Annotated in this window: 22 protein-coding genes; 10 read left to right on the top strand and 12 right to left on the bottom strand. The window is 73.1% G+C overall.

What is annotated here, in order from left to right; all coding sequences use genetic code 11:
* Nucleotides 1-25: 25 nt before the first annotated feature.
* The gene (locus ACIA8F_RS22725; protein ID WP_399381239.1) at nucleotides 26-1,702 is read left to right on the top strand and encodes a hypothetical protein; all 1,677 of its coding nucleotides are present in this window, start codon (nucleotides 26-28) and stop codon (nucleotides 1,700-1,702) included.
* Nucleotides 1,703-1,774: 72 nt separating this feature from the next.
* Here ACIA8F_RS22725 and ACIA8F_RS22720 read toward each other — a convergent pair whose 3' ends face one another.
* The gene (locus tag ACIA8F_RS22720; RefSeq protein ID WP_327305424.1) at nucleotides 1,775-3,058 is read right to left on the bottom strand and encodes an adenylosuccinate synthase; all 1,284 of its coding nucleotides are present in this window, start codon (nucleotides 3,056-3,058) and stop codon (nucleotides 1,775-1,777) included.
* Between the two features lie 184 nt (nucleotides 3,059-3,242).
* Between ACIA8F_RS22720 and ACIA8F_RS22715 the strand changes: the two genes are divergently transcribed.
* Both ACIA8F_RS22715 and ACIA8F_RS22710 read left to right on the top strand, forming a co-directional pair.
* Complete coding sequence (locus ACIA8F_RS22715) at nucleotides 3,243-4,142, top strand: diacylglycerol kinase (protein ID WP_399381285.1); 900 nt, start codon at nucleotides 3,243-3,245, stop codon at nucleotides 4,140-4,142.
* Between the two features lie 135 nt (nucleotides 4,143-4,277).
* Nucleotides 4,278-4,976 (top strand): hypothetical protein, encoded by a 699-nt coding sequence (locus tag ACIA8F_RS22710; protein ID WP_399381237.1) that lies wholly within the window; start codon nucleotides 4,278-4,280, stop codon nucleotides 4,974-4,976.
* 207 nt (nucleotides 4,977-5,183) lie between these two features.
* Here ACIA8F_RS22710 and ACIA8F_RS22705 read toward each other — a convergent pair whose 3' ends face one another.
* Complete coding sequence (locus ACIA8F_RS22705; RefSeq protein ID WP_399381236.1) at nucleotides 5,184-5,699, bottom strand: GbsR/MarR family transcriptional regulator; 516 nt, start codon at nucleotides 5,697-5,699, stop codon at nucleotides 5,184-5,186.
* 63 nt (nucleotides 5,700-5,762) lie between these two features.
* Between ACIA8F_RS22705 and ACIA8F_RS22700 the strand changes: the two genes are divergently transcribed.
* On the top strand, nucleotides 5,763-6,686 hold the full coding sequence (locus tag ACIA8F_RS22700; protein ID WP_399381234.1) for an ATP-binding cassette domain-containing protein: 924 nt from the start codon (nucleotides 5,763-5,765) through the stop codon (nucleotides 6,684-6,686).
* Nucleotides 6,683-8,314: an ABC transporter permease gene (locus tag ACIA8F_RS22695; protein WP_399381232.1), complete on the top strand. Its 1,632-nt coding sequence runs from the start codon at nucleotides 6,683-6,685 to the stop codon at nucleotides 8,312-8,314. The genes ACIA8F_RS22700 and ACIA8F_RS22695 overlap by 4 nt, the downstream gene beginning before the upstream one ends.
* 70 nt (nucleotides 8,315-8,384) lie before the next feature.
* On the opposite strand, the gene ACIA8F_RS22690 is transcribed toward ACIA8F_RS22695, so the two are convergent.
* From ACIA8F_RS22690 to ACIA8F_RS22655, 8 genes are all read right to left on the bottom strand, one after another.
* Complete coding sequence (locus ACIA8F_RS22690; RefSeq protein ID WP_399381230.1) at nucleotides 8,385-9,044, bottom strand: response regulator; 660 nt, start codon at nucleotides 9,042-9,044, stop codon at nucleotides 8,385-8,387.
* Entirely contained in the window at nucleotides 9,041-10,378 is a 1,338-nt protein-coding gene (locus tag ACIA8F_RS22685; protein WP_399381228.1) for a sensor histidine kinase, read from the bottom strand. Before ACIA8F_RS22685 ends, ACIA8F_RS22690 begins: the two co-directional genes overlap by 4 nt.
* An 88-nt stretch (nucleotides 10,379-10,466) precedes the next feature.
* On the bottom strand, nucleotides 10,467-11,141 hold the full coding sequence (locus ACIA8F_RS22680; RefSeq protein WP_399381227.1) for a response regulator: 675 nt from the start codon (nucleotides 11,139-11,141) through the stop codon (nucleotides 10,467-10,469).
* Nucleotides 11,138-12,523, bottom strand: coding sequence for a sensor histidine kinase (locus ACIA8F_RS22675; protein ID WP_399381224.1), 1,386 nt, complete (start codon nucleotides 12,521-12,523; stop codon nucleotides 11,138-11,140). The genes ACIA8F_RS22680 and ACIA8F_RS22675 overlap by 4 nt, the downstream gene beginning before the upstream one ends.
* Before the next feature lie 10 nt (nucleotides 12,524-12,533).
* Nucleotides 12,534-13,841 (bottom strand): acyltransferase, encoded by a 1,308-nt coding sequence (locus ACIA8F_RS22670; RefSeq protein ID WP_399381222.1) that lies wholly within the window; start codon nucleotides 13,839-13,841, stop codon nucleotides 12,534-12,536.
* Nucleotides 13,828-14,802 (bottom strand): alpha/beta hydrolase, encoded by a 975-nt coding sequence (locus ACIA8F_RS22665; protein WP_399381220.1) that lies wholly within the window; start codon nucleotides 14,800-14,802, stop codon nucleotides 13,828-13,830. The genes ACIA8F_RS22670 and ACIA8F_RS22665 overlap by 14 nt, the downstream gene beginning before the upstream one ends.
* Nucleotides 14,803-15,013: 211 nt before the next feature.
* Entirely contained in the window at nucleotides 15,014-15,427 is a 414-nt protein-coding gene (locus ACIA8F_RS22660) for a nuclear transport factor 2 family protein (protein WP_399381218.1), read from the bottom strand.
* Between the two features lie 70 nt (nucleotides 15,428-15,497).
* Nucleotides 15,498-17,285 carry a serine/threonine-protein kinase gene (locus ACIA8F_RS22655; protein WP_399381216.1) on the bottom strand — a complete coding sequence of 596 codons (1,788 nt, stop codon included), beginning with the start codon at nucleotides 17,283-17,285 and terminating at the stop codon, nucleotides 15,498-15,500.
* A 247-nt stretch (nucleotides 17,286-17,532) separates the two neighbouring features.
* Here ACIA8F_RS22655 and ACIA8F_RS22650 point away from each other — a divergent pair, with 247 nt between their 5' ends.
* Entirely contained in the window at nucleotides 17,533-18,042 is a 510-nt protein-coding gene (locus tag ACIA8F_RS22650) for a GNAT family N-acetyltransferase (protein ID WP_399381215.1), read from the top strand.
* A 4-nt stretch (nucleotides 18,043-18,046) separates the two neighbouring features.
* On the opposite strand, the gene ACIA8F_RS22645 is transcribed toward ACIA8F_RS22650, so the two are convergent.
* Both ACIA8F_RS22645 and ACIA8F_RS22640 read right to left on the bottom strand, forming a co-directional pair.
* Nucleotides 18,047-18,538, bottom strand: a complete 492-nt coding sequence (locus ACIA8F_RS22645) for a MarR family winged helix-turn-helix transcriptional regulator (protein WP_399381214.1) — start codon at nucleotides 18,536-18,538, stop codon at nucleotides 18,047-18,049.
* Nucleotides 18,531-19,286, bottom strand: coding sequence for a type 1 glutamine amidotransferase family protein (locus tag ACIA8F_RS22640; protein ID WP_399381212.1), 756 nt, complete (start codon nucleotides 19,284-19,286; stop codon nucleotides 18,531-18,533). The genes ACIA8F_RS22645 and ACIA8F_RS22640 overlap by 8 nt, the downstream gene beginning before the upstream one ends.
* Before the next feature lie 169 nt (nucleotides 19,287-19,455).
* Here ACIA8F_RS22640 and ACIA8F_RS22635 point away from each other — a divergent pair, with 169 nt between their 5' ends.
* From ACIA8F_RS22635 to ACIA8F_RS22620, 4 genes are all read left to right on the top strand, one after another.
* Entirely contained in the window at nucleotides 19,456-20,808 is a 1,353-nt protein-coding gene (locus ACIA8F_RS22635; protein ID WP_399381210.1) for an aspartate aminotransferase family protein, read from the top strand.
* A gap of 256 nt (nucleotides 20,809-21,064) precedes the next feature.
* Nucleotides 21,065-21,745 carry a GntR family transcriptional regulator gene (locus ACIA8F_RS22630; RefSeq protein WP_399381209.1) on the top strand — a complete coding sequence of 227 codons (681 nt, stop codon included), beginning with the start codon at nucleotides 21,065-21,067 and terminating at the stop codon, nucleotides 21,743-21,745.
* Nucleotides 21,742-24,282, top strand: a complete 2,541-nt coding sequence (locus ACIA8F_RS22625) for a glycosyltransferase 87 family protein (protein WP_399381207.1) — start codon at nucleotides 21,742-21,744, stop codon at nucleotides 24,280-24,282. Before ACIA8F_RS22630 ends, ACIA8F_RS22625 begins: the two co-directional genes overlap by 4 nt.
* A gap of 106 nt (nucleotides 24,283-24,388) precedes the next feature.
* A complete protein-coding gene (locus tag ACIA8F_RS22620) occupies nucleotides 24,389-25,039 on the top strand; it encodes a hypothetical protein (RefSeq protein ID WP_250744899.1) in 651 nt (216 codons plus the stop codon).
* Nucleotides 25,040-25,042: the final 3 nt, after the last annotated feature.

Genomic DNA, 25,042 nt, shown 5'->3' with positions numbered 1-25,042 from the left:
CCGTCTCGTAGTTTCCGCTGCCTTCGTGGCAGCCGGCATCGGACTCGTCCCGGGGATCGCGCAGGCGGCCGGGCCCGTCGTTCCCGCGGCGCAGGGGGCGCCCTCGACCGGGGGCCCCGCCGACGCGGCACCGAAGCTCAAGGGCAGGACCTTCAGCAGCCCGGGCGACCGGACGGTGTCCACGACGCCGTCCGGTGCCAAGGCCGGGGGGACCGCGCGGGCGCAGGGGGCGCCCGCCGCGGGGAAGCAGTACCTTGCGGCCGACCTGTACGCGACGAGTGAGGGCGCGCACTCGATCGACCTGCGGACCATCGTGTCCAACGGGGAGTACACCCTGGTCGACGTCACGATCGCCTGGGGCGACGGGACCACGGACACGTTCCACACCGACCCCCCCTTCTCCGGCGACCTGCGCCACACCAAGCACCGGTACGCGGCCCTCGGCTCGTACGAGGTGAAGGTGACGGTGAAGGACCCGGTGACCGGCGGGGAGGGGGTCAACGGGCTCACGTTCGTCACCGAGGGGACCGAGTTCACCGCGCACGAGCCCACCCGGCTGCTGGACACCCGCGAGGGCATCGGCGCCGGGCGGGCCAAGGTCGGCGCGCGCACGTCGGTGGCGCTCAAGGTGGCCGGGGCCGCGAAGGTGCCCGCAGGGGTGCGCTCGGTGGTCCTGAACGTCACCGTCACCAACACCGTGGCGGCCGGCCACATCTCGGTCGCCCGGGACAAGGAGCTGGCGGAGGAAGCCGAGACGTCGAGCCTGAACTACGTGGCGGGCCAGTCCGTTCCGAACCTGGTGATCGCACCGGTCGGCGACGACGGGTACGTGCACCTGTTCAACGCGGGCTGGGCGCCGGTCGACCTGCTCGCCGACGTCACCGGCTACTTCACGGCGTCGAAGGCGGCCGGCTACGGCCCGGTGACCGCGACCCGTGTCGTGGACACCCGCGAGGGCCTGGGCACCGCGAAGGGCCAGGTCGCCGGGTACGGATCCTTCGGCGTGCCGATCGCCGGGCGCGCGGGCGTGCCCAAGAGCGCCACCGCGGTCGCGCTCAACCTGACGGTCACCAACCCGCGTTCGGCGGGGCACTTGACCGCCTACCCCGCCGGCCGGCCGGCCCCGGCCACCTCCAACCTGAACTTCTCCGCCGGCCAGACCGTCGCCAACGCGGTCATCGTGCCGATCGGCGCCGACGGGAAGATCAGCATCCGCAACGGCGGCTGGAACCCGGCCGACGTGATCGTGGACGTCGTCGGGTACTACACCCCGCAGAGCCGCTCCGCCTTCGTGTCCGCCTGGGTGCCCTTCCGGACCCTGGACACGCGCGTGAACTTCAGCTGGGGCGTGCGCCCGGCCGGTCAGGTGCCGGCCCGCACGCCCGAGGTGATGCAGTACGAAGCCGACACGCACTCGCCCAAGATCGACGCCTGGGCCGTGAACACGACGGTCACGAACGCGACCACCGACGGCTTCCTGTCGGTGGCCCCGGACCCGAACTTCTGGTCCGACTACGAGAAGGGCACGGCCGTCGCGCCGAAGCGGCCCGTCTCCTCGGCCCTGAACTGGACGGCCGGCGGCACCGTCCCGAACCTGGTGCAGACGCCCGGCGGCAAGGGCGGCATCGTCGACTTCTGGAACCAGGGCTGGTCGGGCATCGACCTGATCATCGACCTGACCGGTTACTACCTGACGGACTGAGCACGGGGAAGGGGCGCTGCTCCCGCCGTACGGCGGGAGCAGCGCCCCTTCCTGTGTGACCTGAGCCCGTTCCTAGAGGAACGAGTTGATCTCGATCGTCTCGGTGCGGCCGGGGCCGACGCCGATCGCGGAGATCGGAGCGCCCGACATCTCCTCCAGGGCCTTGACGTACGCCTGGGCGTTCTTCGGGAGGTCCGCGAAGGTCTTGGCCTTGGTGATGTCCTCGGACCAGCCGGGGAAGTTTTCGTAGATCGGCTTCGCGTGGTGGAAGTCCGTCTGCGAGTACGGGAGCTCCTCGACGCGCTTGCCGTCGATCTCGTACGCGACGCAGACCGGGATCTCCTCCCAGCCGGTCAGCACGTCCAGCTTGGTGAGGAAGAAGTCCGTCAGGCCGTTGACGCGGGTCGCGTAGCGGGCGATCGGGGCGTCGAACCAGCCGCAGCGGCGGTCACGGCCGGTGGTCACGCCGCGCTCGCCGCCGATGCGGCGCAGGGCCTCGCCGTCCGCGTCGAACAGCTCGGTCGGGAACGGGCCGGCGCCGACGCGGGTCGTGTACGCCTTCAGGATGCCGATGACGCGGCTGATCTTCGTCGGGCCGACGCCCGCACCGGTGCAGGCGCCACCGGCGGTCGGGTTCGAGGAGGTGACGAAGGGGTACGTGCCGTGGTCGACGTCGAGCAGGGTGCCCTGGCCGCCCTCGAAGAGCACGACCTTGTCCTGGTCGAGCGCCTTGTTGATGATGAGGGTGGTGTCGGCGACGTACTGCTTGATCTGCTCCGCGTAGCCGAGCAGCTCTTCGACGATCTGCGCCGACTCGATCGCGCGGCGGTTGTACAGCTTCGTGAGGAGCTGGTTCTTGCCCTCGAGCGCCGCTTCGACCTTCTGGGTGAGGATCGACTCGTCGTAGAGGTCCTGGATCCGGATGCCGACGCGGTTGATCTTGTCCGCGTACGTCGGTCCGATGCCGCGGCCGGTCGTACCGATCTTGCGCTTGCCGAGGAAGCGCTCGCCGACCTTGTCGAGGGTGACGTTGTACGGCGTGATCACGTGCGCGTTGCCGCTGACCAGCAGCTTCGAGGTGTCGATGCCGCGCTCGTTCAGACCGCGCAGCTCGGAGAGCAGGACGGCCGGGTCGATGACGACACCGTTGCCGATGACCGGGGTGCATCCGGGGGAGAGGATGCCGGAAGGGAGAAGGTGCAGCGCGTACTTCTGGTCGCCCACGACGACCGTGTGGCCGGCGTTGTTGCCGCCCTGGTAACGCACTACATAGTCAACGGATCCACCGAGCAGGTCGGTGGCCTTTCCCTTGCCCTCGTCACCCCACTGAGCTCCGAGCAGCACAAGAGCGGGCACAGGCGTACACCTCTTCCGGATGGGGCATGTCCAAGGTCAGGGGGCGTACGACGATGTACACCGCAGGCTGAGCCGTCGGACCGGTACCCCGGAATAGACGAAGGCCCTGGCGCAATAGCGCAAGGGCCTCTTGCACAAAGATGCTACCCGAGGAAGGACCGAGGTGTCGGCTCCAGAGCCCACCATGAGCCATGCGGGCGCGCCGGTAGGCGGCCTGCTCGTGCTCGTCGACCCGGTCGCCCGCCGTCTTGACGGCGAGTCCGTGCGAATCGCGAAAGATGTGCTGTCAGCGGGAGCGGCGGCAAAAATTTGTCTCCCGGACTCACAGGAGGAGTTTGCGCGGGCCCTCGCCCGCCGGGGTCATCGGCAGCCGGTGATCGTGGGCGACGATCGCGCACTCGTACGGGCCGTCGGGCTGCTGCACCGTGAGCGGGCGCTGTCCGAGGGGGCCGTTTCGCTGATTCCGGTGGGGCCGGCCGGGTCGCTGGTACTGGCGCTGCAGCTCGGCGTGCCGCTGTCGGCCGTGTCGGCCGCGCGGGCGGTCCTGGACGGGGCCGTCGGGATGCGGGACCTGCTGGTCGACGACAGCGACGGGGTGGTGCTGGGCGGGATCGGCATCCCGCCGCCGCCCGTGGGGGCCGGATCCGGATCGCGGTCCGGGGCCCGGTCCGGGGCCGGGGGCGTGCCGCGGCCGGCCGGGCCGTCGGTGTGGAACGCCTACCGCTCGCTGGTCCGTACGTTCGGCCGCCCGCCGGCCGGGGCTCCTTCCGCCGCCGGATCCGCTCGCGGCCACCGGCTGCGGGTGGAGGCCGACGGGGTGGTGCTGGCGGATGTGGACGGGATGGTGGAGGGCGTCACGGTGTCGGCCCGGGAGGGCGACGGGCTGGCGGACGTGCTGGTCCGGCTGGCGGCGGACCCGGACGGCGACCGCGAGCCCGTGGTGCGGGTGCGCGCGTCGGCGGTGACCGTGTCGGGGGCGGATTTCCGCTACCGGTCGGACGTCGCGATCACCGGCCCGGTCCGGCGCCGCACGTGGACCTTGCGCCCGGCGGCATGGGGGCTGACACTGCCGCTGCAGCGCTGACACCGAAGCGCTGACGCTGCGAGGCCGGCGCCGGCCCGGGGGAGGATCGGTGGCGGGGATCGTGGACGTTCCGTGGTGGATCATCGTGGCGGCAGCTGCCGCCCCCGGCAGCGGCAGCCACCGGAACCTCGCGTGGTGACCGGGGACGCCGGGCGCGCCCCGGCCGCCGGGGTTCCGGCCGCCGCGGACCCGGCCGCCGGGGATCCGGCCGCTTCGCCGGGGGCGGCGCCGGAGCCCGGTCCGCCCGGGGAGGCGGCCGTCCGGGACGCGCTCGGTGACTGGCGGCAGGACGCCGCACTGATCGGCCTGCTCCCGGTGCTGTGCTGGCCCGCGCTGATCGGGGCCCTGGTCACCCGCCCCGCGCCCCTGCAGGCAGTCCTGCTGGGGGTGCTGTGCCTGCCGGTGCTCGTCGCCCTCAGGGAGCTCTACGTCGCCCGGCGGGTGCGCCGGGCCCTGCGGGACCCGGAGCTGCGCTGGACCCCGTACGACCTCGGGGTGCTGCGCGGGCACGGGCTGCCCCCGCTGCTGGTCCTGAGCGGCGGCTCCGGCGGCCCGGGCCGCCGCGGGCCGTGGGTGCTGACCCTGGGGCCGCTGGGCCGGCGGGTGCTCCCGCCGCGGGCCTGGCCCCGCACCGACCCGGCCCTCCCGCAGTCGGCCCTGCCGCCTTCGCCGGCGGAGTCGCAGGCCGCGGACCCGCCGCCGGAGCGGTTCGTGTGGCTGGCCGGGGACCCGGGGCCGGGGGCCGTGGTGTGGGCGCCGCGGGCCCGGCAGCTGGGCCGGGCGCGCAGGCCGTGGCGGCGGGGCGCCCTCAGGAGGACGCCGCCGTCTCGATGAGATCGCGGACCGGGCCGGGGAGGGAGCCCGGGGAGGCGTGGCTCGCGTCGAGCTCGCCGGTCCTGCGGGGGTTCGTGGCCGATGGCCCTGGCCCAGTGGGCGTCGCCGCCCCAGAGGCCGTGGACGAGGACGATGGCGCGCATGCCGATGGCGCGCATGCCGATGGCGCGGATGCCGATGGCGCCCCGCGAATACCGCCGGACCGGGCTACGGCAGGTTCAGGGTCGCGCGGTGGGTGCGCCAGCGGTCCATCAGGTCCAGGAGCTCCGTCTGCATGAACTCGAAGAACGCCGCCGTCTCGGCGACCCGGGCGCCCGCGGGGGTGTCGGGGCCGAGGCCGGCCGCGCCGTCGCGGAGGGTCTTCTCCCAGAGGGTCAGGATCTGGTCCCGGCGGGTGAAGGTCTCGTACCAGAGCTCGTTGTGCAGCACGTAGCGATCGCGCCGCGAACCCGGCTCGCGCTCCCGGCTGACCATGTTGACCTGGGACAGGTAGGAGACGGCCCCCGATACCGCCGCGGGGCTGATCCGCAGGGCCTCGCCCAGCTCCGCCGAGGTCATCGCGCCGCCGTCGCTCGCGAGCAGCCGGGCGAAGACGCGCGCGGCCATCCGCTGCATCCCTGCGTCGGTCAGCTGCGCGGCGAACCGCTCGACGAAGCGGGAGACCGCCTCTTCGTCCCGGGAGTCCCCGCCGGTCTTCACGTCGTCGTTCACGTCTTCCGTCACCCTCCCGACTTTACGTGATTCCCGACCTTCACAAATTTGTGAAAGAAGCGTACGTTCAAAAGCATGACGAAGGCAATCAGCGCCGCCGGACTCCACAAGGCGTTCGGTCGCACCCGCGCACTGGACGGCCTCGACCTCACGGTCACCACCGGAGAGGTGCACGGATTCCTCGGCCCCAACGGCGCCGGCAAGTCCACCGCGATCCGTGTCCTGCTCGGCCTGCTGCGCGCCGACTCCGGCGCCGTCCGCCTGCTCGGCGGCGATCCGTGGGCCGATGCCGTCGAGCTCCACCGCCGCATCGCCTACGTGCCCGGAGACGTCACCCTCTGGCGCAACCTCTCCGGCGGCGAGGTCATCGACCTCTACGGACGCCTGCGCGGCGGCCGCGGCGGCCGGTCCGGTCTCGACCCGGCGCGCCGAGCCGAGCTGATCGAGCGGTTCGAACTCGACCCGACCAAGAAGGGGCGCACGTACTCCAAGGGCAACCGCCAGAAGGTGGCCCTCGTCGCCGCCTTCGCCGCCGACGTCGAGCTGCTCATCCTCGACGAGCCCACCTCCGGCCTCGACCCGCTGATGGAGGAGGTCTTCCGCGGGTGCGTCGCCGAGGCCCGGGCCGCCGGCCGCACCGTCCTGCTCAGTTCGCACGTCCTCAGCGAGGTCGAGGCCCTCTGCGACCGGGTCAGCATCATCCGCGCGGGCCGTACGGTCGAGACCGGCAGCCTCGCCGAACTGCGCCACCTGACCCGTACGTCGATCAGCGCCGAGCTCGCCGCCCCGCCGAACGGGCTCGCGCACTTGCCGGGCGTCCACGACGTGCAGGTGCAGGGGCAGAGGATCCGGCTCCAGGCCGACACGGACAAGCTGGACGCCGTACTGCGGTCGCTGGCCACCTCGGGCGTACGGTCCCTGACCGCGACCCCGCCGACCCTCGAAGAGCTCTTCCTGCGGCACTACGCCCGCACTGGGGAAACGGGGGAACCGCGATGACCACGCCGACCACGCCGACCACGCCGACCGCGAGGGCCACGCCGAGGAGCCGTCAACTGGCCGGGACCGGCACCCTGCTGCGCCTCGCCCTACGCCGCGACCGGGTCATGATGCCGGTCTGGATCCTGGCCGTGGCCGCCCTCCTGCTCAGCCTGCCCGCTTCCCTCGCATCGGTGTACGCGACTGCGGCCGAACGGGCCCACCTCCTCACCACCCTGAGCGCGAACGGCTCGCTCCGCGCCCTCTACGGCCCCGCCTTCGGCGATTCGATCGGTGCGCTGACCGCCTGGCGCGGCGGGGTCCTCGCCGGGCTGCTCACCGGATTCATGAGCCTGATCATCGTGATCCGGCACACCCGCGAGGAGGAGGAGTCGGGGCGTCAGGAGCTCTTGTCGGCGGCGATGGTGGGGCGCCGGGCCCCGCTGACGGCGGCCCTGCTGGCGGCCTTCGTGGCCAATGCGCTGGTCGCCCTCCTCGTCACGGCCGGACTCGCCGGGCGGGGCGCGGGCGGAGCGCTCGCCCTCGGGCTCGGGACCGGCGCCACCGGGATGCTGTTCGCGTCGGCGGCCGCCGTCACGGCGCAGCTCACCGAGAGCGCGCGGCTCGCCAAGGGCCTCGCCGGGACCCTGCTCGGCGCGGCCTTCGTCCTGCGCGCCGCGGGCGACGCGGGCTCCGCGGACGGTTCGTCGGCGCTGACCTGGATCTCCCCGCTGGGCTGGCTGGAGCACCTACGGGCCTTCGCGGCCGAACGCTGGTGGGTGCTCGCCCTGTTCGCGGCGGCCTTCGCCGTCCAGACGGCCGTGGCCTTCGTGCTCGCAGGCCGCCGCGACCTCGGCCTGAGCTTCCTGCCGGTCCGCCCGGGCCCGGCCGAGGGGCGGCTCGGCGGGGCCGGGGCGCTGGCGTGGCGGCTGCAGCGGGGCGGGCTGCTCGGCTGGAGCCTCGGATTCCTGGCGGCCGGTGTGGTGTTCGGGGGGATGGCCGACGGGGCCACCGAGCTGGTCGGCGACAACGCCCGGACCCGGGAGATCATCGAGCGGATGGGCGGCGCGGGCGGCGGAGCGGGCCTCACCGAGGCCTTCCTGGCGACGATGGCCGGGATGCTCGGGCTGGTGGCCGCCCTCTTCATCGTGTCGGCCGTACTGCGCCTGGGGACCGAGGAGTCGGGGCAGCGCGCGGAGCCCGTCCTGGCCCATGCCGTCGGCCGGCTGCGCTGGGCCTGCGGACATCTGGCCGTCGCCTTCGGCGGCTCGGCGCTGATCCTCCTGCTGGGAGGGCTCGGCCTGGGCATCGGCCATGGCGCGGACCTCGCGCGGACCGTCGGGGGCTGTCTCGTGCAACTCCCCGCGGTGTGGGTGATCGGGGCCCTCGCGGCCCTCCTGTACGGCGCCGTCCCCGGCTACGCCCCGGCCGGCTGGGCGGTGGCCGGGGCTGTGCTGGCCCTCGGCTGGATCGGCCCCGCGCTGAACCTCCCCGGGGCGGTCCTGGACCTGTCCCCCTTCGCCCACCTGCCCCGGATCCCCGGCTCCGAGGCCCTGACCTGGGCTCCTCTGCTGATGCTGAGCGCAGTGGCGGCGGCCCTCCTGGCGGCCGCCCTCACCGCCCTGCGCCGCCGGGACCTGCCGGCCTGAGCCCCGGGATTCCTTGATCCACGACGTTGCGAAAAGTTGTCCACAGCTGTGGACAACTTTTCGGAACCTCCTAAGCGGGGATCACCAGCCGGGTCTCGTAGGCGAAGACCGCGGCCTGGGTGCGGTCCCGCAGTCCCAGCTTGACCAGGATCCGGCTCACGTGCGTCTTGATGGTGGACTCGGCGATGATCAGCCGGTCGGCTATCTCCGCGTTGGACAAACCCTGCGCGATCAGCACCAGTACCTCGGTCTCCCGCTCCGTCAGCTCCGTGACCGCCGCGGAGCCCACCTGCGGCCGGGTCTCCGACAACTTCGAGAACTCCGTGATCAGCCGCTTGGTCACGGAAGGCGCCAGCAGGGCCTCCCCGGCAGCCACCACCTTCACCCCATCGGCCAGTTGGCGGGCGGAGGCGTCCTTGAGGAGGAACCCGGACGCGCCGGCCCGCAGCGCCTGGTACACGTACTCGTCGAGGTCGAAGGTCGTCAGGACCAGCACCTTCGCGTCCGTGTCGGCGGCCACGATCTCCCGTGTCGCCTCCAGGCCGTTCATCTCCGGCATCCGGATGTCCATCAGCACCACATCCGGCTTCAGCGCCGCCACCTGGGCGATGGCCTCCCGCCCGTTCACCGCCTCCCCGGCCACTTCGATTCCGTCCATCGCGTTCAGCAGGACGGAGAATCCCTCACGGACCATCATCTGGTCGTCGACGATGAGCACCCTGATCGTCATGCCGGGCCCTGCGCCGGGTCCTTCGCCGGATCCGGGCGGCTGCCGGCCACGGGTATGAACACCGCCACCTCGAACCCCCCGGAGGGCAGCTCCCCGACGGTCATCTCCCCTTCCAGCATGGCCACCCGCTCGCGCATCCCGGTGACCCCCTGCCCCGCCCCCGGCGAGGGCCGTACGTCCCCGGTGCCGGGCTCGTTGACGATGCGCAGGCCCAGCCCGCCCAGCACGTAGGACACCTCGACCGCGGCGCCGGCGCCGGGCGCGTGCCGCAGGGTGTTGCTCAGGGCCTCCTGGATGATCCGGTAGGCCGACAGCTCCACACCCGGCGGCAGTTCGCGCACCGCGCCCGTCACGGTCTTGTCCACCCTCAGTCCGGCCTCCCGCACATTGGCCAGCAGCCCGTCCAGCGAGGCCAGCGTCGGCTGCGGGGCGTCCGGCGCCTCGTAGTCCGCGGAGCGCACGACGCCCAGCACCCGGCGCAGCTCGGTCAGGGCCGCCACCGCGTTCTCCCGGATGGTGACGAACGCGGCCTCCAGCTCCGGCGGCGGATTCTTCACCCGGTAGGGCGCGGCCTCCGCCTGGATGGCCACCACCGACATGTGGTGCGCGACCACGTCGTGGAGCTCCCGCGCGATCGTGGTCCGCTCCTCCAGCAGCGTGCGCCGGTCCCGCTCGACCGCGGTCACCTCCTGCTGCGCGGTGACCTCCTGCTCGGCCTGCTTGCGGATGGTGCGGATGCTCACCGCCAGCAGGGCGATCGCCGAGGCGAACGCCATCGGGCCGACGTTGATGTCCTGACCGTGGCCGAGCACGATGGACGTCCCGATGCCGATCGACAGCGTGACCACCCACATCCAGCCGGCCGTCCGGGGACTGGTCCGCATCGCCACCAGCGTCACCGTCGCCAGGTACGAGAAGAAGGTGGCGGGGATCCAGGGCCAGTTGGGATCGGAACCGCTGACGACGGAGAAGATCATGGTGACCGCCACGGCGGCCCAGAACGCCGCCAGCGGCCGCACCAGGGTCATCGCGATCGGGGCGGCCGCGAGCAGTCCCATCACCAGGGAGGCGGCCTGCGGCAGGCCGCTGGAAACCGAGGTGAAGACCACCACGAGGAACGCCACCCCGCAGACGACCGCATGCGGCAGGTGGGCGGCCTCCACCCGTATCCGGTTCGGGAGCCGCCGGGTCAGCGGCCCGTCCGTGCGCATCGGCGGCAGCGGGCGGTAGGCGAAGGCATCGTCGATCAGAGACTGGCGCAGGCTCTGGACGAAGCCCGAAGCCAGCCGGATCTCTGGTGTCCGGGGGGTCGCCCCGGGAGTCGTCTCGGTCATGTTCCCCACGGTAGGCGGGCCCCGTCCTGGTCCGCGTCGCCGCTGAAGGGGATTTCCCGGGGTCCCCCTCAAGTACTACGGGGGTCCCTCAGTAGCCCGTCGGACGGATCAGCCCCGTCTCGTAAGCGAACACCGCGGCCTGGGTGCGGTCCCGCAGGCCCAGCTTCACCAGGATCCGGCCCACGTGCGTTTTGACCGTCTGCTCGGCCAGGACCAGGTGGCCGGCGATCTCCGCGTTCGACATGCCCTGGGCGACCAGGGACAGGACCTCCGTCTCCCGCTCCGTCAGCTCCTCGATCCGCGCCTTCGACGGCGCCCGCGGGGCCCCCAGCCGGGAGAACTCGGTGATCAGACGCTTCGTGATGTTCGGGGCGAGGAGCGCTTCCCCGGCCGCGATCACGCGGACCGCCTCCGCCAGCTGATCGGCGGAGGCGTCCTTGAGGAGGAAACCCGAGGCCCCGGCGCGCAGCGCCTCGTACACGTACTCGTCGAGGTCGAAGGTGGTCAGCACCAGCACCTTCACCGCGGAGCCCGGGGCCCCGGTGATGAGGGAGGTGGCCTCGATACCGCCCATCCCGGGCATCCGGATGTCCATCAGCACCACGTCCGGGGCCAGTTCGGCGACCTTGGCCACGGCCTCGGCGCCGTCGACGGCCTGGCCCACGACCTCGATGTCGGGCTGGGCGTCGAGGAGCACGGTGAAGCCCTGCCGGACCATCATCTGGTCGTCGGCGATCATCACCCGGATCGGGGCAGCAGTCATGAGTCCTTCTTCTTCGTCTCGGGGCCGGCAGAGGTCACGCCGCTCGGGGACACGGGATCCATCGGGAGCACGGCGCTCACCTCGTACCCCCCGTCGGGGCGGGGGCCGGCGGCCAGCTCGCCCCCCAGCATGCCCGCTCGCTCCCGCATCCCCAGCAGCCCGTGCCCCGCTCCCATGCTCGGCGGGGCCGGCCGGGTGGGCGCCGTGTTGGCGACGCACAGGTGCACATCGCGGGGCCCGTAGGCGATGCCGACCTCCACGACCGAGCCGGGCGCGTGGCGCAGGCAGTTGCTCAGCGCCTCCTGCACGATCCGGTACGCCGTGAGCTCCACCCCCGGGGACAGCGGCCGGCGGATGCCCGCGATCTCGGTGGTGACCTCCAGCCCGGCCGCCCGGACGTTGTCCACGAGGCCTCCCAACTCGGCCAGGGTGGGCTGCGGATGGTGTGCGTCGGCATCCTCGCCCGGCTGCTCCGAACGCAGCACCCCCAGGACGCGGCGCAGCTCCGTCAGCGCCTCCACGGCATTCGCGCGGATCCCGGCCAGGTTCTCCTTGAGTTCCTCCGACGGGTTCTCCACGAGGAAAGGGGCCACCTGCGCCTGGATGGAGATCACCGACATGTGGTGCGCGACGACATCGTGCAGCTCGCGGGCGATCCGGCTGCGCTCCTCCAGCAGGGTGCGCCGGGCACGCTCCTCCTCGGTGAGGGTCTCCTGCTGAACGAGCTGCGTCCGGGCCAGCCGGGTCGCGCGCAGGGCGTACCCGAGGAGGCCGGTGAAGGCGAACAGCAGGATGGCCCCGGGAGCGGTGGTGCCGCTGTGCTCGGGCCTGAGGAGTCCCTCGGCCAGTCCGGTGCAGGCGACGACGACGGTCACCGCGCCGACGGTCACCCGGGGAGGCACCCGCAGGGACACCAGCAGCAGCACCGGGGCGAAGGCGAACATCCCGGCGGGCATCCACGGCCAGCTCTGGCCCTGCCCGACGTGCCCGTGGATCTGCGCGGCGATCAGTCCCGCCCCGGTCAGGCCGAGCCAGTACCCGGCCATCGGCCACCGCATCGCGATCACGATGGAGGCGCCGACCAGGGTCGCCAGCAGCGGCCGGACGGAACCGTTGACCCCGTAGTGGTTGCCGAGCTGCTCGGTGGTCACCGCGAAGAAGGCCGCCGCCAGATAGAGCAGCACCAGGTGGGGGAGCCAGGCCAGCCAGCGCGGCTTCGACATCTTCGGGAGGGGAGCGGCCTTCAGGTCCAGGAGACCCCGGGCCACGCTCCGCACCACGGCCGAAGCCCCGTCGGGAGAATCTCCCGGCTGCCCGCCGGCCGCGGCCGGGGCGGGGACCTGGTTCGGGGCCGGGGCCGCGGGCTCGCTCTGCTCGTTCACATCGTCCAGCCTAGGCACCGAGGGTCTCCTTGACGTGGGCGGCCTGCCCGCTGACTGCGCTGTCACCGCCGGGAGTTGGCGCAGCACGGGCAACGGGGGAGGCGCTCTCGCGGGCCCGGGCGGACGAGGCGACGATCCGTGAGGGGGCGGCCGGGATACCGGAGGCCCGGCGCCGGGCCCTGCCCCGGGGGCGTCCGCCGGCCTGCTCGTAGGTGTGGAAGGCGGCCCGGCAGACCGCCAGCGCGGCCGCGAACACGGGCAGCCAGAGCAGCCGGACGGCTATCCATCGCGCGGAGCCGGGCACGGTGTGCAGGCCGGGCAGATCGGGGGAGACCAGCAGTCCCAGCGCGGTGACGGCCATCATCGCCGTCTGGTGCCACAGGAAGACCGTCATGGCGGACAGGTTCACCAGCGCCACCTTCGCCCAGGCCCGCGGCCGGCTCATCGCCTGGGCCAGCGGCTCCCGCAGCAGCAGCGCCAGCCCGCACTGGGCCAGACCGAACGCGACGGCGGCCAGCGTCGGCGGGTTCAGATTTGAGATCGCGGCACCGGGGACGCCGACCATCGAGGCGGGGTACCCGCCCCAGAGGATCAGTGCGGCCGTGGCGGCGATCCCGCCGCCGAGCAGCAGGGCGGCCGGGGTGCGCCGGGCGAAGGCGCCCCGGGACCAGGCGGCACCCAGGGTGTAGGGCACCAGCCAGCCGGCGGCCACATTGACCCAGCCGATCCACGCGGGCCCGCCGAACCCGAAGCGCCAGAGATCGACGGAGGCCACCAGGGCCAGCGGCCACAGCGGGCTCAGCCGGGCGACGAGCGGGGTCGCGGCGGTGAGCGCGGCGAAGACGAGGAGGAACCACAGCGGCGACAGAACGAGCTTGAGCAGGGTCCGCACCGTGTCGGTGCCGACCCCGCCGAGCAGCATGGCACCGGAGGCGACGCTCCAGAGGACCAGGACGGCGGCGACCGGCCGGAACAGCCTGCCCAGGCGCTGCCCGATCCACTGCCCGTACGGGACTGCGCGCCCGCGCGCCGACTCGTATCCCTGGGCGGCGACGTGACCGCCGACCAGGAAGAACACGGCCAGGGTCTGGAACACCCAGGAGACCGGGGCCAGGGCGCTCATGTGGGCCAGCGGGCTGGTGGCGCGGAGGCCGCCGTCGGCGCTCGTGAGCGCGGTGACCAGCCAGTGCCCCAGCACCACGCCGAGGATGGCGAAGGCCCGGAGGGCGTCCACGGCCCGGTCGCGGTGTGCGGGGGTTGCGGCGTCGATGCGGGCCGCGAGGGCGGACCAGCGGGCGAGCGGTTCACGCGTGCGCACGGGAGACCTCCGGGGAGTCGCCGAGGACGATGCCGGCCAGGTTGTCCAGGGACTCGGTACCGGGCTTGAGGTAGTCGCTGTGGCCGCCGCTGCCGGCCGCGAAGGGCAGGGCTCCGAAGGCCGGGTCCACGGGATCGGTGCCGAACCCGACCCCGGCGATCCGGACGTGCGGGACGCCGGAGATCCAGTCGGCGGCGCCCCGGCCGGCCCAGACCCGGGCCCGGGTCGGCAGCTGCGCGGCGGAACCGGACCCGGTGCCCGGGCTGCCGAACAGGGCGATGTCACTGACCTCGGAGCCGGTCCCGGTACGGGCGCAGACGACCGACCCGTAGGAGTGGCAGAGCAGGGAGAGGTGCGCCTGCGGGGCGGCCAGCCGGGCCAGCCGGGGGAGGAAGGCGCCCAGTTCGGCGGCGGCCCCGTCGGCGCGGCCGGTGGTCAGGACGGCCGGGCCGACCGTGTCCGGGGTGTCGTACCCGAGCCAGGCGACCACGGCGGAGCGGGGATGCCCGGCCCGGAGCCGCTGGTCGAGGGCGAGGGCTCCGGCGCGGAACCGCTGGTAGGTGTCCAGCGTCGTGTCCGAGCCGGGCACCAGCACCGCGACCCGGTCGGCGGTCTCCAGATCGCCGAACACCTCTATCGCCCGGCCCTTGCCGCGGCCGTCGAAGGCGAGGAACCGGGCACCGCCGCCCGCCTCCATCGCGCGGAGCTTCGCGGCGCGGTCGTTGCGTCCGGCGTTCCCGGCGGTACGGGCCGCCTCGGCGAGGTTGGCGAGGTTCGCGGCGTACCGGTCGGGGAGGGCGGCGCTCTCGCCGAGGACGGCAGGAGCCGGCGCGGGGACGCTCGGGGAGGCGGCGGCGGAAACGGGCAGCACCACGGCCGCTGCGACGAGCCCCGCCAGCAGCGTGCGGCGCAGACGGCCGCTGCTGCGGCCGTCGGGACGTGCGGTGGGTCGGCGCTTCATGGGCCCGTTCCTTCGCTTGTGCCAGAGGAGGTGCTGCGTCGTTCTCTGGTCACGAAGTTAGGAATCGGGAGCCCTCGTCGGCGTCCCACTGGAGAGCCCACTTGCCAGGTAGCTCTCAGGTATGACAGGTGCTACTCAGCGGCCGGCGCCGGCCCGGAGGAGTTGCCGACCCCGGCCCCAGCCCCAGCCCCAGTCCCAGCCCCAGCCCTCGTCAGTCGGCCGCCAGCGATTCGGCGAACGGCTCCACGAGCGGTTCGACGAAACCGGCGCGCCAGCGCGGGGCCGGGTCCTGGCCCGGGCTGGTCCAGTACTCCCGCGCCCCGGCGATCTGCCCGTCCCGCACGGTCCACAGGGAGACGGCACGATAGACGACGTGGTCCTGGGGTATTTCCACCTCGGTCACGACGAGATCGCCGTCCGCGAGGATCCGGAGCACCTCGACGGATCTCTCGTCCGCGTAGTCGTCATCGCTGATGACGGCGATGAAGTTGTCGCGACCGACGATGCGTTCGCTGCTCACGGGCCACTCGATCACCGCGTCCTCGGTGATCAGCAGGGCCACTCCGTCCCAGTCGCGTGCCTCGATCCGCTCCCACAGTTGTGCCACTACCTTCAACGGCTCCATGTGCCGCAGTGTGAGGGGGGACCGGCGATTGCAACAAGCTTTGCTTGCAGGCTTATTGACTTCGAAATAATTAGCGACGCCGGTACGTGAGCGGAGCGGCGGTGCTGCCGTCGAGCTCGCGCACCAGGTTCCCGTTGGGGAGCAGCCGCAGCGTGCTCCGGCCGCCCGGCGAACACGAGGGCGGCATACCGGAGGTCACCGTGGAGGGGTCGAGTCCGACGCTGTCGGCGGCCGCCGAGCGCAGCGGTGCGGTCCAGGAGCAGCTGAGTCCGGGGGCCTGGAGGGTCAGCGACATGACGTTGGCGCCGGCCGTGCCGGGGGTGAGGACGAGCTGCCAGCTCTGCCCGCCGTAGACGCTGCGCCAGGTCCCGGCGTAGGCCGCGGGAAGCGTCGCCGGAGGGGCGGAGGGAGAAGGGGAGGGGGTGGCGACGGCCTCGGACGCGGCCGCGCTCGCGCCCCCGGAGGCCCGCGCACCGGAGGCAGCGCCGGAGGAGGAGGGGGAGGCGCCGGAGCCGGGCGCACCCTCGCCGGACCCGCTCATGACGGTGTACACCGTGCCGCCCGCCGCCACGGCGACGACCGCGGCGACGGCGACGAGCAGGGCCGTGGAAACGGACCGGGAGCGCGTACGGGAGCCGGACCAGGGGCCGGCGGCGGGATCGTGTCCGGCGTCCGCGGTACCGGGCACGGGCACGGGGGTGAGCGTGGGCGCAGGAGCCGGGGCGGGGGCCGGTTCGGGGTCCGCCGCCGCGGGGAGCGGGGAGGCGGCGGGCTGTTCCGCGGCGCGCTGGGCGGGCAAGGTCACCGGATCGGGCCGGTCCGGGCCGGCGTCGACCCGGTCCAGCAGGGCTATGGCGTGCTGTCCGAGCCGGGCGACGAGCGGCGCGGGCAGCCAGGGCTCCGGGGCGTCCTCCGGGCCGGCGGCGAGCCGTTCGAGCAGCTCGGCGGGGGTGGGCCGGGCGGCCGGGTCCTTGTGCAGGCAATCGCGTACGACGTCACGCAGTGCGGCCGGTACGCCGGCCAGGTCGGGTTCCGCTTCGGTGACGCGCATCAGCAGCGCGGCGATGCCTCCGGGCTGGTCCGGGTCCCCGAAGGGCAGACGGCCGGTGGCGGCGTAGGCGAGCACGCCGCCGAGGCCGAACACGTCGCAGGCCGGGGTCACGGGGGTGCCGTTGATCTGCTCGGGGGCGAGGAAGCCGGGGGATCCGAGGAGTTCGCCGGTCTGCGTGAGGCCGGGGTCGGCGGTGGCGCCCAGGGCCCGGGCGATGCCGAAGTCGATGACGCGGGGGCCGTCGGCGGTGAGCAGGATGTTGCCGGGCTTCAGGTCCCGGTGGACCAGGCCGGCCCGGTGGATGTCCTGGAGGGCGTACGAGAGCCCCTCGCCCAGGACCCGTACGGAGCCGGCCGGCAGCGGGCCGAAGTCGCGGCCGACGGCCTGGCGCAGGCTCGGCCCGGCGATGTAGGCGGTGGCCAGCCAGGGGATCTCCGCGTCGGGGTCGGCGTCGAGGACGGCGACGGTCCAGTCCCCGCCGACGAGCCGGGCGGCGTCGGCCTCGCGGCGGAAGCGGGTGCGGAAGTCGGGGTGCGCGGCGAGGTGGGGGTGGATCAGCTTCACGGCGGCGGTGCGGGTGCCCGTACGGGTCCGGGTGCCGGTGGGAGCTCCGGTTCCCGCACCTGTAACCGCTCCCGCTCCGCTGCCGGTTCCCGTTCCGGGTGCGGTGCCCGCGGCACCGCCCGCGTGGGGGTCGTGGTCTTCGGCGCGGCCGAGGTACACCTGGCCCATGCCGCCCGTTCCGAGGCGGGCGAGCAGGCGGTACGGCCCGATGTGTTCCGCGTCGCGCGGCTGCAGTTGTTCCATGACAGGTGGTCCTCCCCCTCGGACTCGCCGGAGCCCGACAATAGTGCGGCCGGGCGCGATACCGGCTGCGGGGGTGCGGTTGCCGCAGGCCGGGCGAGGGGGCCGGGCCGCCGGGGGTCGGGGCGAACCGGCGGCTCGGGTCCCACCAGGCGTACGGGCGAGGAGCGTTGGGATCCGGTGGCGCTACGGGGCCGCTCCCCGGGGTACCCGATCATGTGAGGAGTCCAGCGAACCCAAGGGGCGGCCCGTGCTGTTGCGCAACGTCGAGCTCGTCGACACCGAGGCCTACGTCAGGATGCGGTGCGATCCCGCCATGATGGCCGACCTGGGCGGGCCCCTGCCGCGGGAGGGCATGGAGGACAAGGTCCGTCGGGACGTCCTCAGGGCGGCCGCGGATCTCGACTGGATCAAGATGATCATCCCGGACCCGGCCGCGCCCGAGGTGGTGGCGGGAACGGTGACCGTCTGGTCCCACGGCGCCGAGGACGGGCCCATGTCGCAGATCGGATGGATGGTCCTGCCCGAACACCAGGGGCGCGGACTGGCCAAACGGGCCGTCCGCACCGTTCTCGAACAGGCGCGGGACGCGGGCCGTTGGGGACTCGTGCACGCCTTTCCCGCAACGGACAACGGCGCTTCGAACGGCATCTGCCGCTCGCTCGGCTTCCGGTTCGTCGACGCACGCGAGGTGGCGTTCGCCGACCGCGTCCTCCGGGCCAACCACTGGGTCGTCGATCCCCGCACCACCCGCACCTGAAGCCCTAGGGGGCCGGGGTGTCAGGGAGGGGCGGCAGGGTGTCCAGGACGGCCGACAGGCGTTCCAGGACGCGGACCGTTTCCGCGAAGCCGTCCTCGCCGAGGGCTTCCGCGAGCCGGGTGGCCAGGGCCGCGTGGCCCGGGCCGATCCTGGCGACGGCGGCGCGACCGGCCTCCGTGGGGCTCAGCAGCTTCGCCCGGCGGTGGGCCGGGTTCGGGACGTACTCGGCGAGGCCCTTGGCGGCCAGCAGGTCGGCGATCCGCTGCACGCTCTGACGGGTGATGCCCATGGACCGGGCGATGCCGGCGACGGACAGCGGCTCGCGGAGCACGGCCCCGAGCACCTGCCACCAGGCCGCGGTCAGCCCCGCCGGGCGGGCGAGCTCCTCCGATACGGAGAGGAACTGCCCGTTGAGCCGGAACACCCCGAGGGCCGTGCGGCTCAGGAGGCCCTGACGGCCGCGTGCGCCGGGGTCGGTGCCGGCTTCGTCAGACATCGCTCGGTTCCCGCTCCTGCTCCTGCTCCGATGCGGCCATCAGGACGGGGTACGCGCTCTCGTCGGAGTCGTGGAACAGGCGGTACCAGGCGTCGAGCACATGTGCCTCGTACACCCCGAGGCGGGCGAAGACCTCGCGGGCGAACGCCACCGGTTCCGTCGGGCCGGCCGTGATCAGGTCGCCGTCGGTGACCGCGTCGGCCTCGACGTAGCGTGCGGCGCCCGCGTAGCCCGGCTGGCCGTCGAGGTAGAAGGGGGCCGCGCTGGTGTGCGTACGTCCGTCCAGGACTCCGGCGCGGGCCAGTCCGGCCGTGGCTCCGCAGATCGCCGCGACCGGGACGCCGGCCGCGAGGAACTCCTCGGCCTTCGCCGCGAAGGGGGCCAGCTCGTCGCCCGCGTCCCACAGGCCGGCGCCGGTCAGGACGAGGAGGGCTGATTCCTCGGGGCGCAGGTCCGCGAGGGCCAGGTCGGGCTGGATGCGGAGGCCGCCCATCGTGGTGACGGGCCGTCCCGTGGCGATGCCGACCGTGCGGACCTCGTAGCCGTGCTGGGTCAGGTGCGCGGTGGTGTGGCCCGTCTCCCAGTCGGCGTAGGTGTCGTACACCGCCACGTGGACCGTACGGACCGCGCCGCCGCCCGCGGGGTGCGTCCCCGCCCCGGCCTGCGTCTGCGCCCCGGTTTCCGCCTGGGTCCGTGCCCCGGGTTCCGCCTGCGTCTTCGCCTGAGTCTGCGCCTGCGTCTCGCTCATCGTGCTCGCCTCCGGTTCGCCGTCGCCGTCACATCCCTCTATGACAGCATGCTGACGGGATGACAGTCTGCTGTCAACCATTCCCCAGACAGACTGCCGAGACCCGCCCCCCACCCGCATACAGACCGCCGATATCCCTCCCCACCTGCACACTTCTACGGTTGCGGCCATGACCCCTCACGTCACCACGGGCGCCTCCGTCAAGGCCGCCGACCGCGCCCACGTCTTCCACTCCTGGTCCGCCCAGGCCCTGATCGACCCGCTCGCCGTGGCCAAAGCCGAGGGGTCGCACTTCTGGGACTACGACGGCAAGCGCTACCTCGACTTCGCCTCCCAGCTGGTCAACACGAACATCGGTCACCAGCACCCGAAGGTCGTCGCCGCCATCCAGGAGCAGGCGGCCACGCTCTGCACCCTGGCCCCCGGTTTCGCCGTGGACGTCCGCTCCGAGGCCGCACGCCTCATCGCGCAGCGGACCCCCGGCGACCTCGACAAGATCTTCTTCACCAACGGCGGCGCCGAGGCGGTGGAGAACGCCGTCCGCATGGCCCGTCTGCACACGGGCCGGCAGAAGGTGATGTCCACCTACCGCTCGTACCACGGCGCCACGGCCGCCGCGATCAACCTGACCGGCGACCCGCGCCGCTGGCCCTCCGACACGGCCGCGGCCGGTGTCGTGCACTTCTGGGGGCCGTTCCTCTACCGCTCGCCCTTCCACGCGGCCACCGAGGCCGAGGAGTGCGCGCGCGCCCTCACCCACCTCGCCGACACCATCGCCTTCGAGGGCCCGGCGACGATCGCCGCGATCATCCTGGAGTCGGTCCCCGGCACCGCCGGGATCATGACCCCGCCCCCCGGCTACCTGGCCGGCGTGCGCGAGCTCTGCGACCGCTACGGCATCGTCTTCATCCTGGACGAGGTCATGTCGGGATTCGGCCGGACCGGGAAGTGGTTCGCCGCCGAGCACTTCGACGTCACCCCCGACCTGATCACCTTCGCCAAGGGCGTCAACAGCGGCTACGTCCCGCTCGGCGGCGTCGCGATCTCCGGCGCGATCGCCGAGACCTTCGCCACGCGCCCCTACCCGGGCGGGCTGACCTACTCCGGGCACCCCCTCGCCTGCGCCGCCGCCGTCGCGACGATGAACGCGATGGAGGAGGAGGGCATCGTCGAGCACTCCGCTCACCTCGGCGAGAACGTGATCGGCCCGGCCCTCGCCGAGCTCGCCGAGCGCCACCCGTCCGTCGGGGAGGTGCGCGGGCTCGGCACGTTCTGGGCCCTGGAGCTCGTACGGGACAAGGAGACGCGCGAGCCGCTGGTCCCGTACAACGCCGCGGGCGCGGACAACGCGCCGATGGCCGAGTTCGCCGCGGCCTGCAAGGCGTCCGGTCTGTGGCCGTTCGTCAATATGAACCGCACCCACGTCGTCCCCCCGTGCAACATCACGGAAGCCGACGCGAAGGAGGGCCTCGCCCTCCTGGACGACGCACTGACCGTCGCCGACAGGCACGTTTCGGCCTGAGTCACCTGACCGGCCCCCGGTCGGCCTCCGTGCGCCCGTACCTCCCCGCGGGCCATCGGCATCCCCTCCGAGCAGCGAAAACGCTCCTGCGCGGGCGCCCCGAACGGGCCCCGCGCAGGAGCGTAACGATCAAGAACTGAGCCCTGATCCGTCCGGATAACGGGCACTAAATCCATATAGCGGCCACAAACCGATCGGTTTCGGCCGCGTCGCCTGGCCTAAGGTGTCCGAAGCCCACAGATGGAGACGGACCCCTATGCCAGGCAGCGGCGCTGTCACCCGCAACACACTTCGCCAGCAGATCGCGGACGCGCTGCGTGACGAGGTGCTCGCGGGGCGCCTGGCGGCCGGGAGCGAATTCACCGTCAAACAGATCGCCGAGCAGTACGAGGTCTCCGCGACCCCCGTCCGCGAGGCCCTGGTCGATCTCTCCGCACAGGGCCTGCTCGACTCGATCCAGCACCGCGGCTTCCGCGTCCGAGTCTTCTCCGTGGATGATTTCCGGGGCATGATCGAGGCTCGTACGTTGATCGTGGAAGGCATCTTCCGCAGGCTCGTGGAACGCGGCACCGCCCCCGGCACCGGGGAGCGGCTCGTCTCGGTGCGCCGCCGGGCGGAGGAGGCGCGGCGGGCGTCGCTGAACGGCTCGCTCGACGTGCTGATCGGCTACGACCTGCGCTTCTGGAGGGAGCTGAGCGGGCTGGTCGGCAACATCTACATCTCCGAGTTCCTGCACCGGATCCGGGTGCAGTGCTGGGTGTTCTCCGTGCCGTACCTGAAGGCGGAGCCGCACCTGCGCGCGGACCTGTGGTCCGGCCACAACGAACTGATGGACGCGGTGACCCGCGCGGACGCCGAGGAGGTGCGCCGCCTCGTGCACGCGTACAACCAGCACGGTCTCGACTGGGCCGACAGCCTGAAGGCGGCCGGCGCGTGAGCGGAGAGGGCGCCGTGGGCGCCCGCCGGGAGACCCCGGCCCAGAGCCCCGGCCAGACCCCCGGCCAGAGCCCGGCCGGTGCGCGCTGGCTCGGTGCCGTCGGACTGTCCGTCGTCGTCCCCGGGCCGGTCCCGGAGGCCTCCCTCACCGCCCTGCGCGAGCACCTCGACGCCCACTGCGGGCCGGGTCCCGGGGCGTGGGAGCTCATCGTCGTGGGCACGGACGACGCGGCCACGGACGAGGCCGCCACCGACGGCACGGTCACCGACGGCCCGGTCACCGAAGACCCCCGGATCCGGCTCATCCGTCCCGGCGGTGGCGACGCCGACGCTGACACTGACGCCGGCACCCAGCACGCCGCCACCGGCAAGGGCGCGGCCCTCCGCGCCGGAGTGCTCGCCTCCGCGGGCGACCGGGTGCTGCTCACCGACGCCGCCCTCGCCGCCCCGCTCGACGAACTGGCCCGACTCGAAGAAGTCCTGGACCAGGACGCGACCCCGGGCCCGGACGACGCGGCCCCCGCCGTGGTCCTCGGCCGCTCCAGGAACGCTCTGGTCCGCACCCTCGGCATCCCCGGCATACCGGGATTCCGCGCCGACACCTGCGCCTTCGCCCTCTTCGACGGCGACCGCGCCCGCGCCGCCTTCGGCGCCTCCGCCCTCGACGGACCGGCCATCGACGCGGAGGTCCTGCGCTGGATCCGCCGCCGGGGCTGGCAGGTGGCGGAGGTCGAGCTCCCGGCAGGCCGCGGCGGCACCCCGAAGACACCGCACGCCCGGGCCGGGGCCCCGCGCCCCGACCGCCGTCAGGCCCTCGGCGAGCTGCTGCGCCTCAACGCGGGCGGCCTCGCCGTGGCCCTGGCCTTCCTGGCGCTCTCCTTCTACGTCCTCCAGGGCCTGTGGAGGGACCTCGACGGCGCCTACCTCGCGGACGCGCTCCAGGACCAGAACCAGTGGGAGTGGTTCGTCGGCGTCACCACCGACAACATCACCCACCTGCGCAACCCGCTCTTCACCCTCTCCCAGGGCATGCCCGACGGCGTGAACCTGATGGCCAACGCCACGATGCTCGGTCTGAACGTCCCGCTGATCCCGGTCACGCTGCTCTTCGGGGAGACCGTCACCTTCGCGCTGGTCCTCACGCTCGGCATGGCCGCCAGCGCCTGGACCTGGTACTGGCTGATCCGCCGCCGGTTCGTGCGCAGCCGCTGGGCGGCCGCCGCGGGCGGGGCGCTGGCGGCCTTCGCGCCGCCGATGGTCTCGCACGCCAACGGCCATCCGAACTTCGTCGTCCTCTTCATGATCCCGCTGATCATCGACCGGGCCCTGCGCCTGTGCGAAGGCAGGAACGTGACCCGTGACGGGGTGCTGCTCGGCCTCTTCGCGACGTACCAGATCTTCATCGGCGAGGAGCCGCTGCTCATCGCCGCGCTCGGGATGCTGGTGTTCTGCCTGGCCTACCTCCTGGTCGACCGCCGCCGCGCCCTGGCGGCCGTGCGGCCGCTGGGCTCCGGGCTGGCCGTCGCGCTCGCCGTGTGCCTGCCGCTGGTGATCGTTCCGCTGTACTGGCAGTTCTTCGGGCCGCAGAGCTACCACTCGGTCCTGCACGGGGACAACGCCGGGAACAGCCCGCGCGCCCTGATCGCGTACGCCTCCCGCTCGCTCTTCGGCGACCCCGAGACGGCCGGCAAGCTCTCCCTGAACACCACCGAGCAGAACGCCTTCTACGGCTGGCCCCTGCTCGCCTTCGGCGTCGCCGTCTGCGTGTGGCTGTGGCGGAGCAAGGCCGTACGGGCCCTCGCGCTGACCGGCTTCGTCGTGCTCCTGCTGTCCCTCGGGCCGTGGGTGCCCGTACCCCGCACGGAGATCGTGCTGCCGGGACCCTGGCGCCTGATGATCAAGCTGCCGCTGTTCGAGTCGGTCATCGAGGGGCGCGTGGCGATGGTGTGCGCCCCCGTCCTGGGCATCCTGCTCGCCCTGGCGCTCGACCGGATCCTGAGGCTGCGCACGCGGGAGCTGCGCACGCTGGGCCTGCTGGGGGCGGCGGCCGCGCTGATCCCGGTCCTGCCGCTGCCGCTGACCGTACGGGACCGCGCGCCGGTGCCCGCCTTCATCACTTCCGGGGACTGGAAGGGCTACGTCAAGGACGGGGAGGCACTCGTTCCGGTACCGCTGCCCGACCCGGGCCAGGCGGACGCGCTGCACTGGCAGGTGGAGGCCGACTTCGGCTTCAGACTGGCCGGCGGCTACTTCAACGGGCCGTGGGGCCCCGACCGGATCGGCATCTACGGGGCCACCCCGCGGCACCTCTCGAACCTCCTGCGCGACGTCCGCTACGGCGCGCAGCCGCCCGAGATCGACGCCGGCTGGCGGCTGCAGGCCCGCCAGGACCTGGAGTACTGGAAGGCCGGCGCGGTCGTCCTGCCCTTCCAGGACCGGGACACCGAGCTGCGGGACCTGCTCACCGGCCTGCTGGGCCGGGACCCGGAGCAGGTGCGCGACGTATGGGTCTGGAGGGTGGGCCCGGGCGAGCCCTAGGGGGTGTTCGCGTCCTGCGTACCTCCAGGTTCTGCTCACCCCTTCGCTGAGCGTGTCCGGCGCACTACGCTGGCCCGATCGGCGGCAACGACTGATCGGAGGCCGAGTGGCCTGTGACCTGTGGCTGGTCCCCCTTGTCGACGTGCTGTGCCACAGCCCCGACAATCCCTTCGCGGAAGAGATCGCCTCGTACGACAAGGCGCTGGGCGAGGCCGGACTGCCGTCCGTGCCGGTGTTCGCGTACATGCCGGGGCTGTCCGGGGACGTCGCCCCGGTGGCCGGTTTCGACTACGACGCCCTGCACTTCCTGCGGCGGGCCTACCTGCTCCAGATCTGCGGGCTGCCGGTGACCCCGGTGGACGAGCTGGGCGGGGACTACGAGCAACTGCTGGAGATGTTCGAGCCGACGGCCCAGCAGTCGCACCTGGTGTGGCACTACGACCACGCGGGGGCCTACGTCCCCGTCGACTTCGCGTACCCGCTGGCCAACGAGGAGCTGCTGGCCGGGGGCGGCCCGCTGGGGTCCGCGCAGGGCCTGCTGCGCGAGCTGGCACTGGTGGCTCCCGCGATCGGGATAGACCCCCGGAACCCGCCGCTGGCCCCGGCGCCCCCGGGGCGGCCGACGTCGCTGGAGGAGCCCGCCGGGCCGATCCCGTACGACGACAGCCCCTTCGCGCGGGAGCGGCACGTGTGGCTGGGCCTGCACGCGGCGGCGACCCGGAGCCTGGGCCAGGGCTCGATGATCATCTTCAGCTGAAGC

The sequence above is a fragment of the Streptomyces sp. NPDC051563 genome (genome assembly GCF_044454225.1).
GTDB lineage: Bacteria > Actinomycetota > Actinomycetes > Streptomycetales > Streptomycetaceae > Streptomyces.
This window is presented reverse-complemented; position numbering and strand designations above follow the sequence as displayed.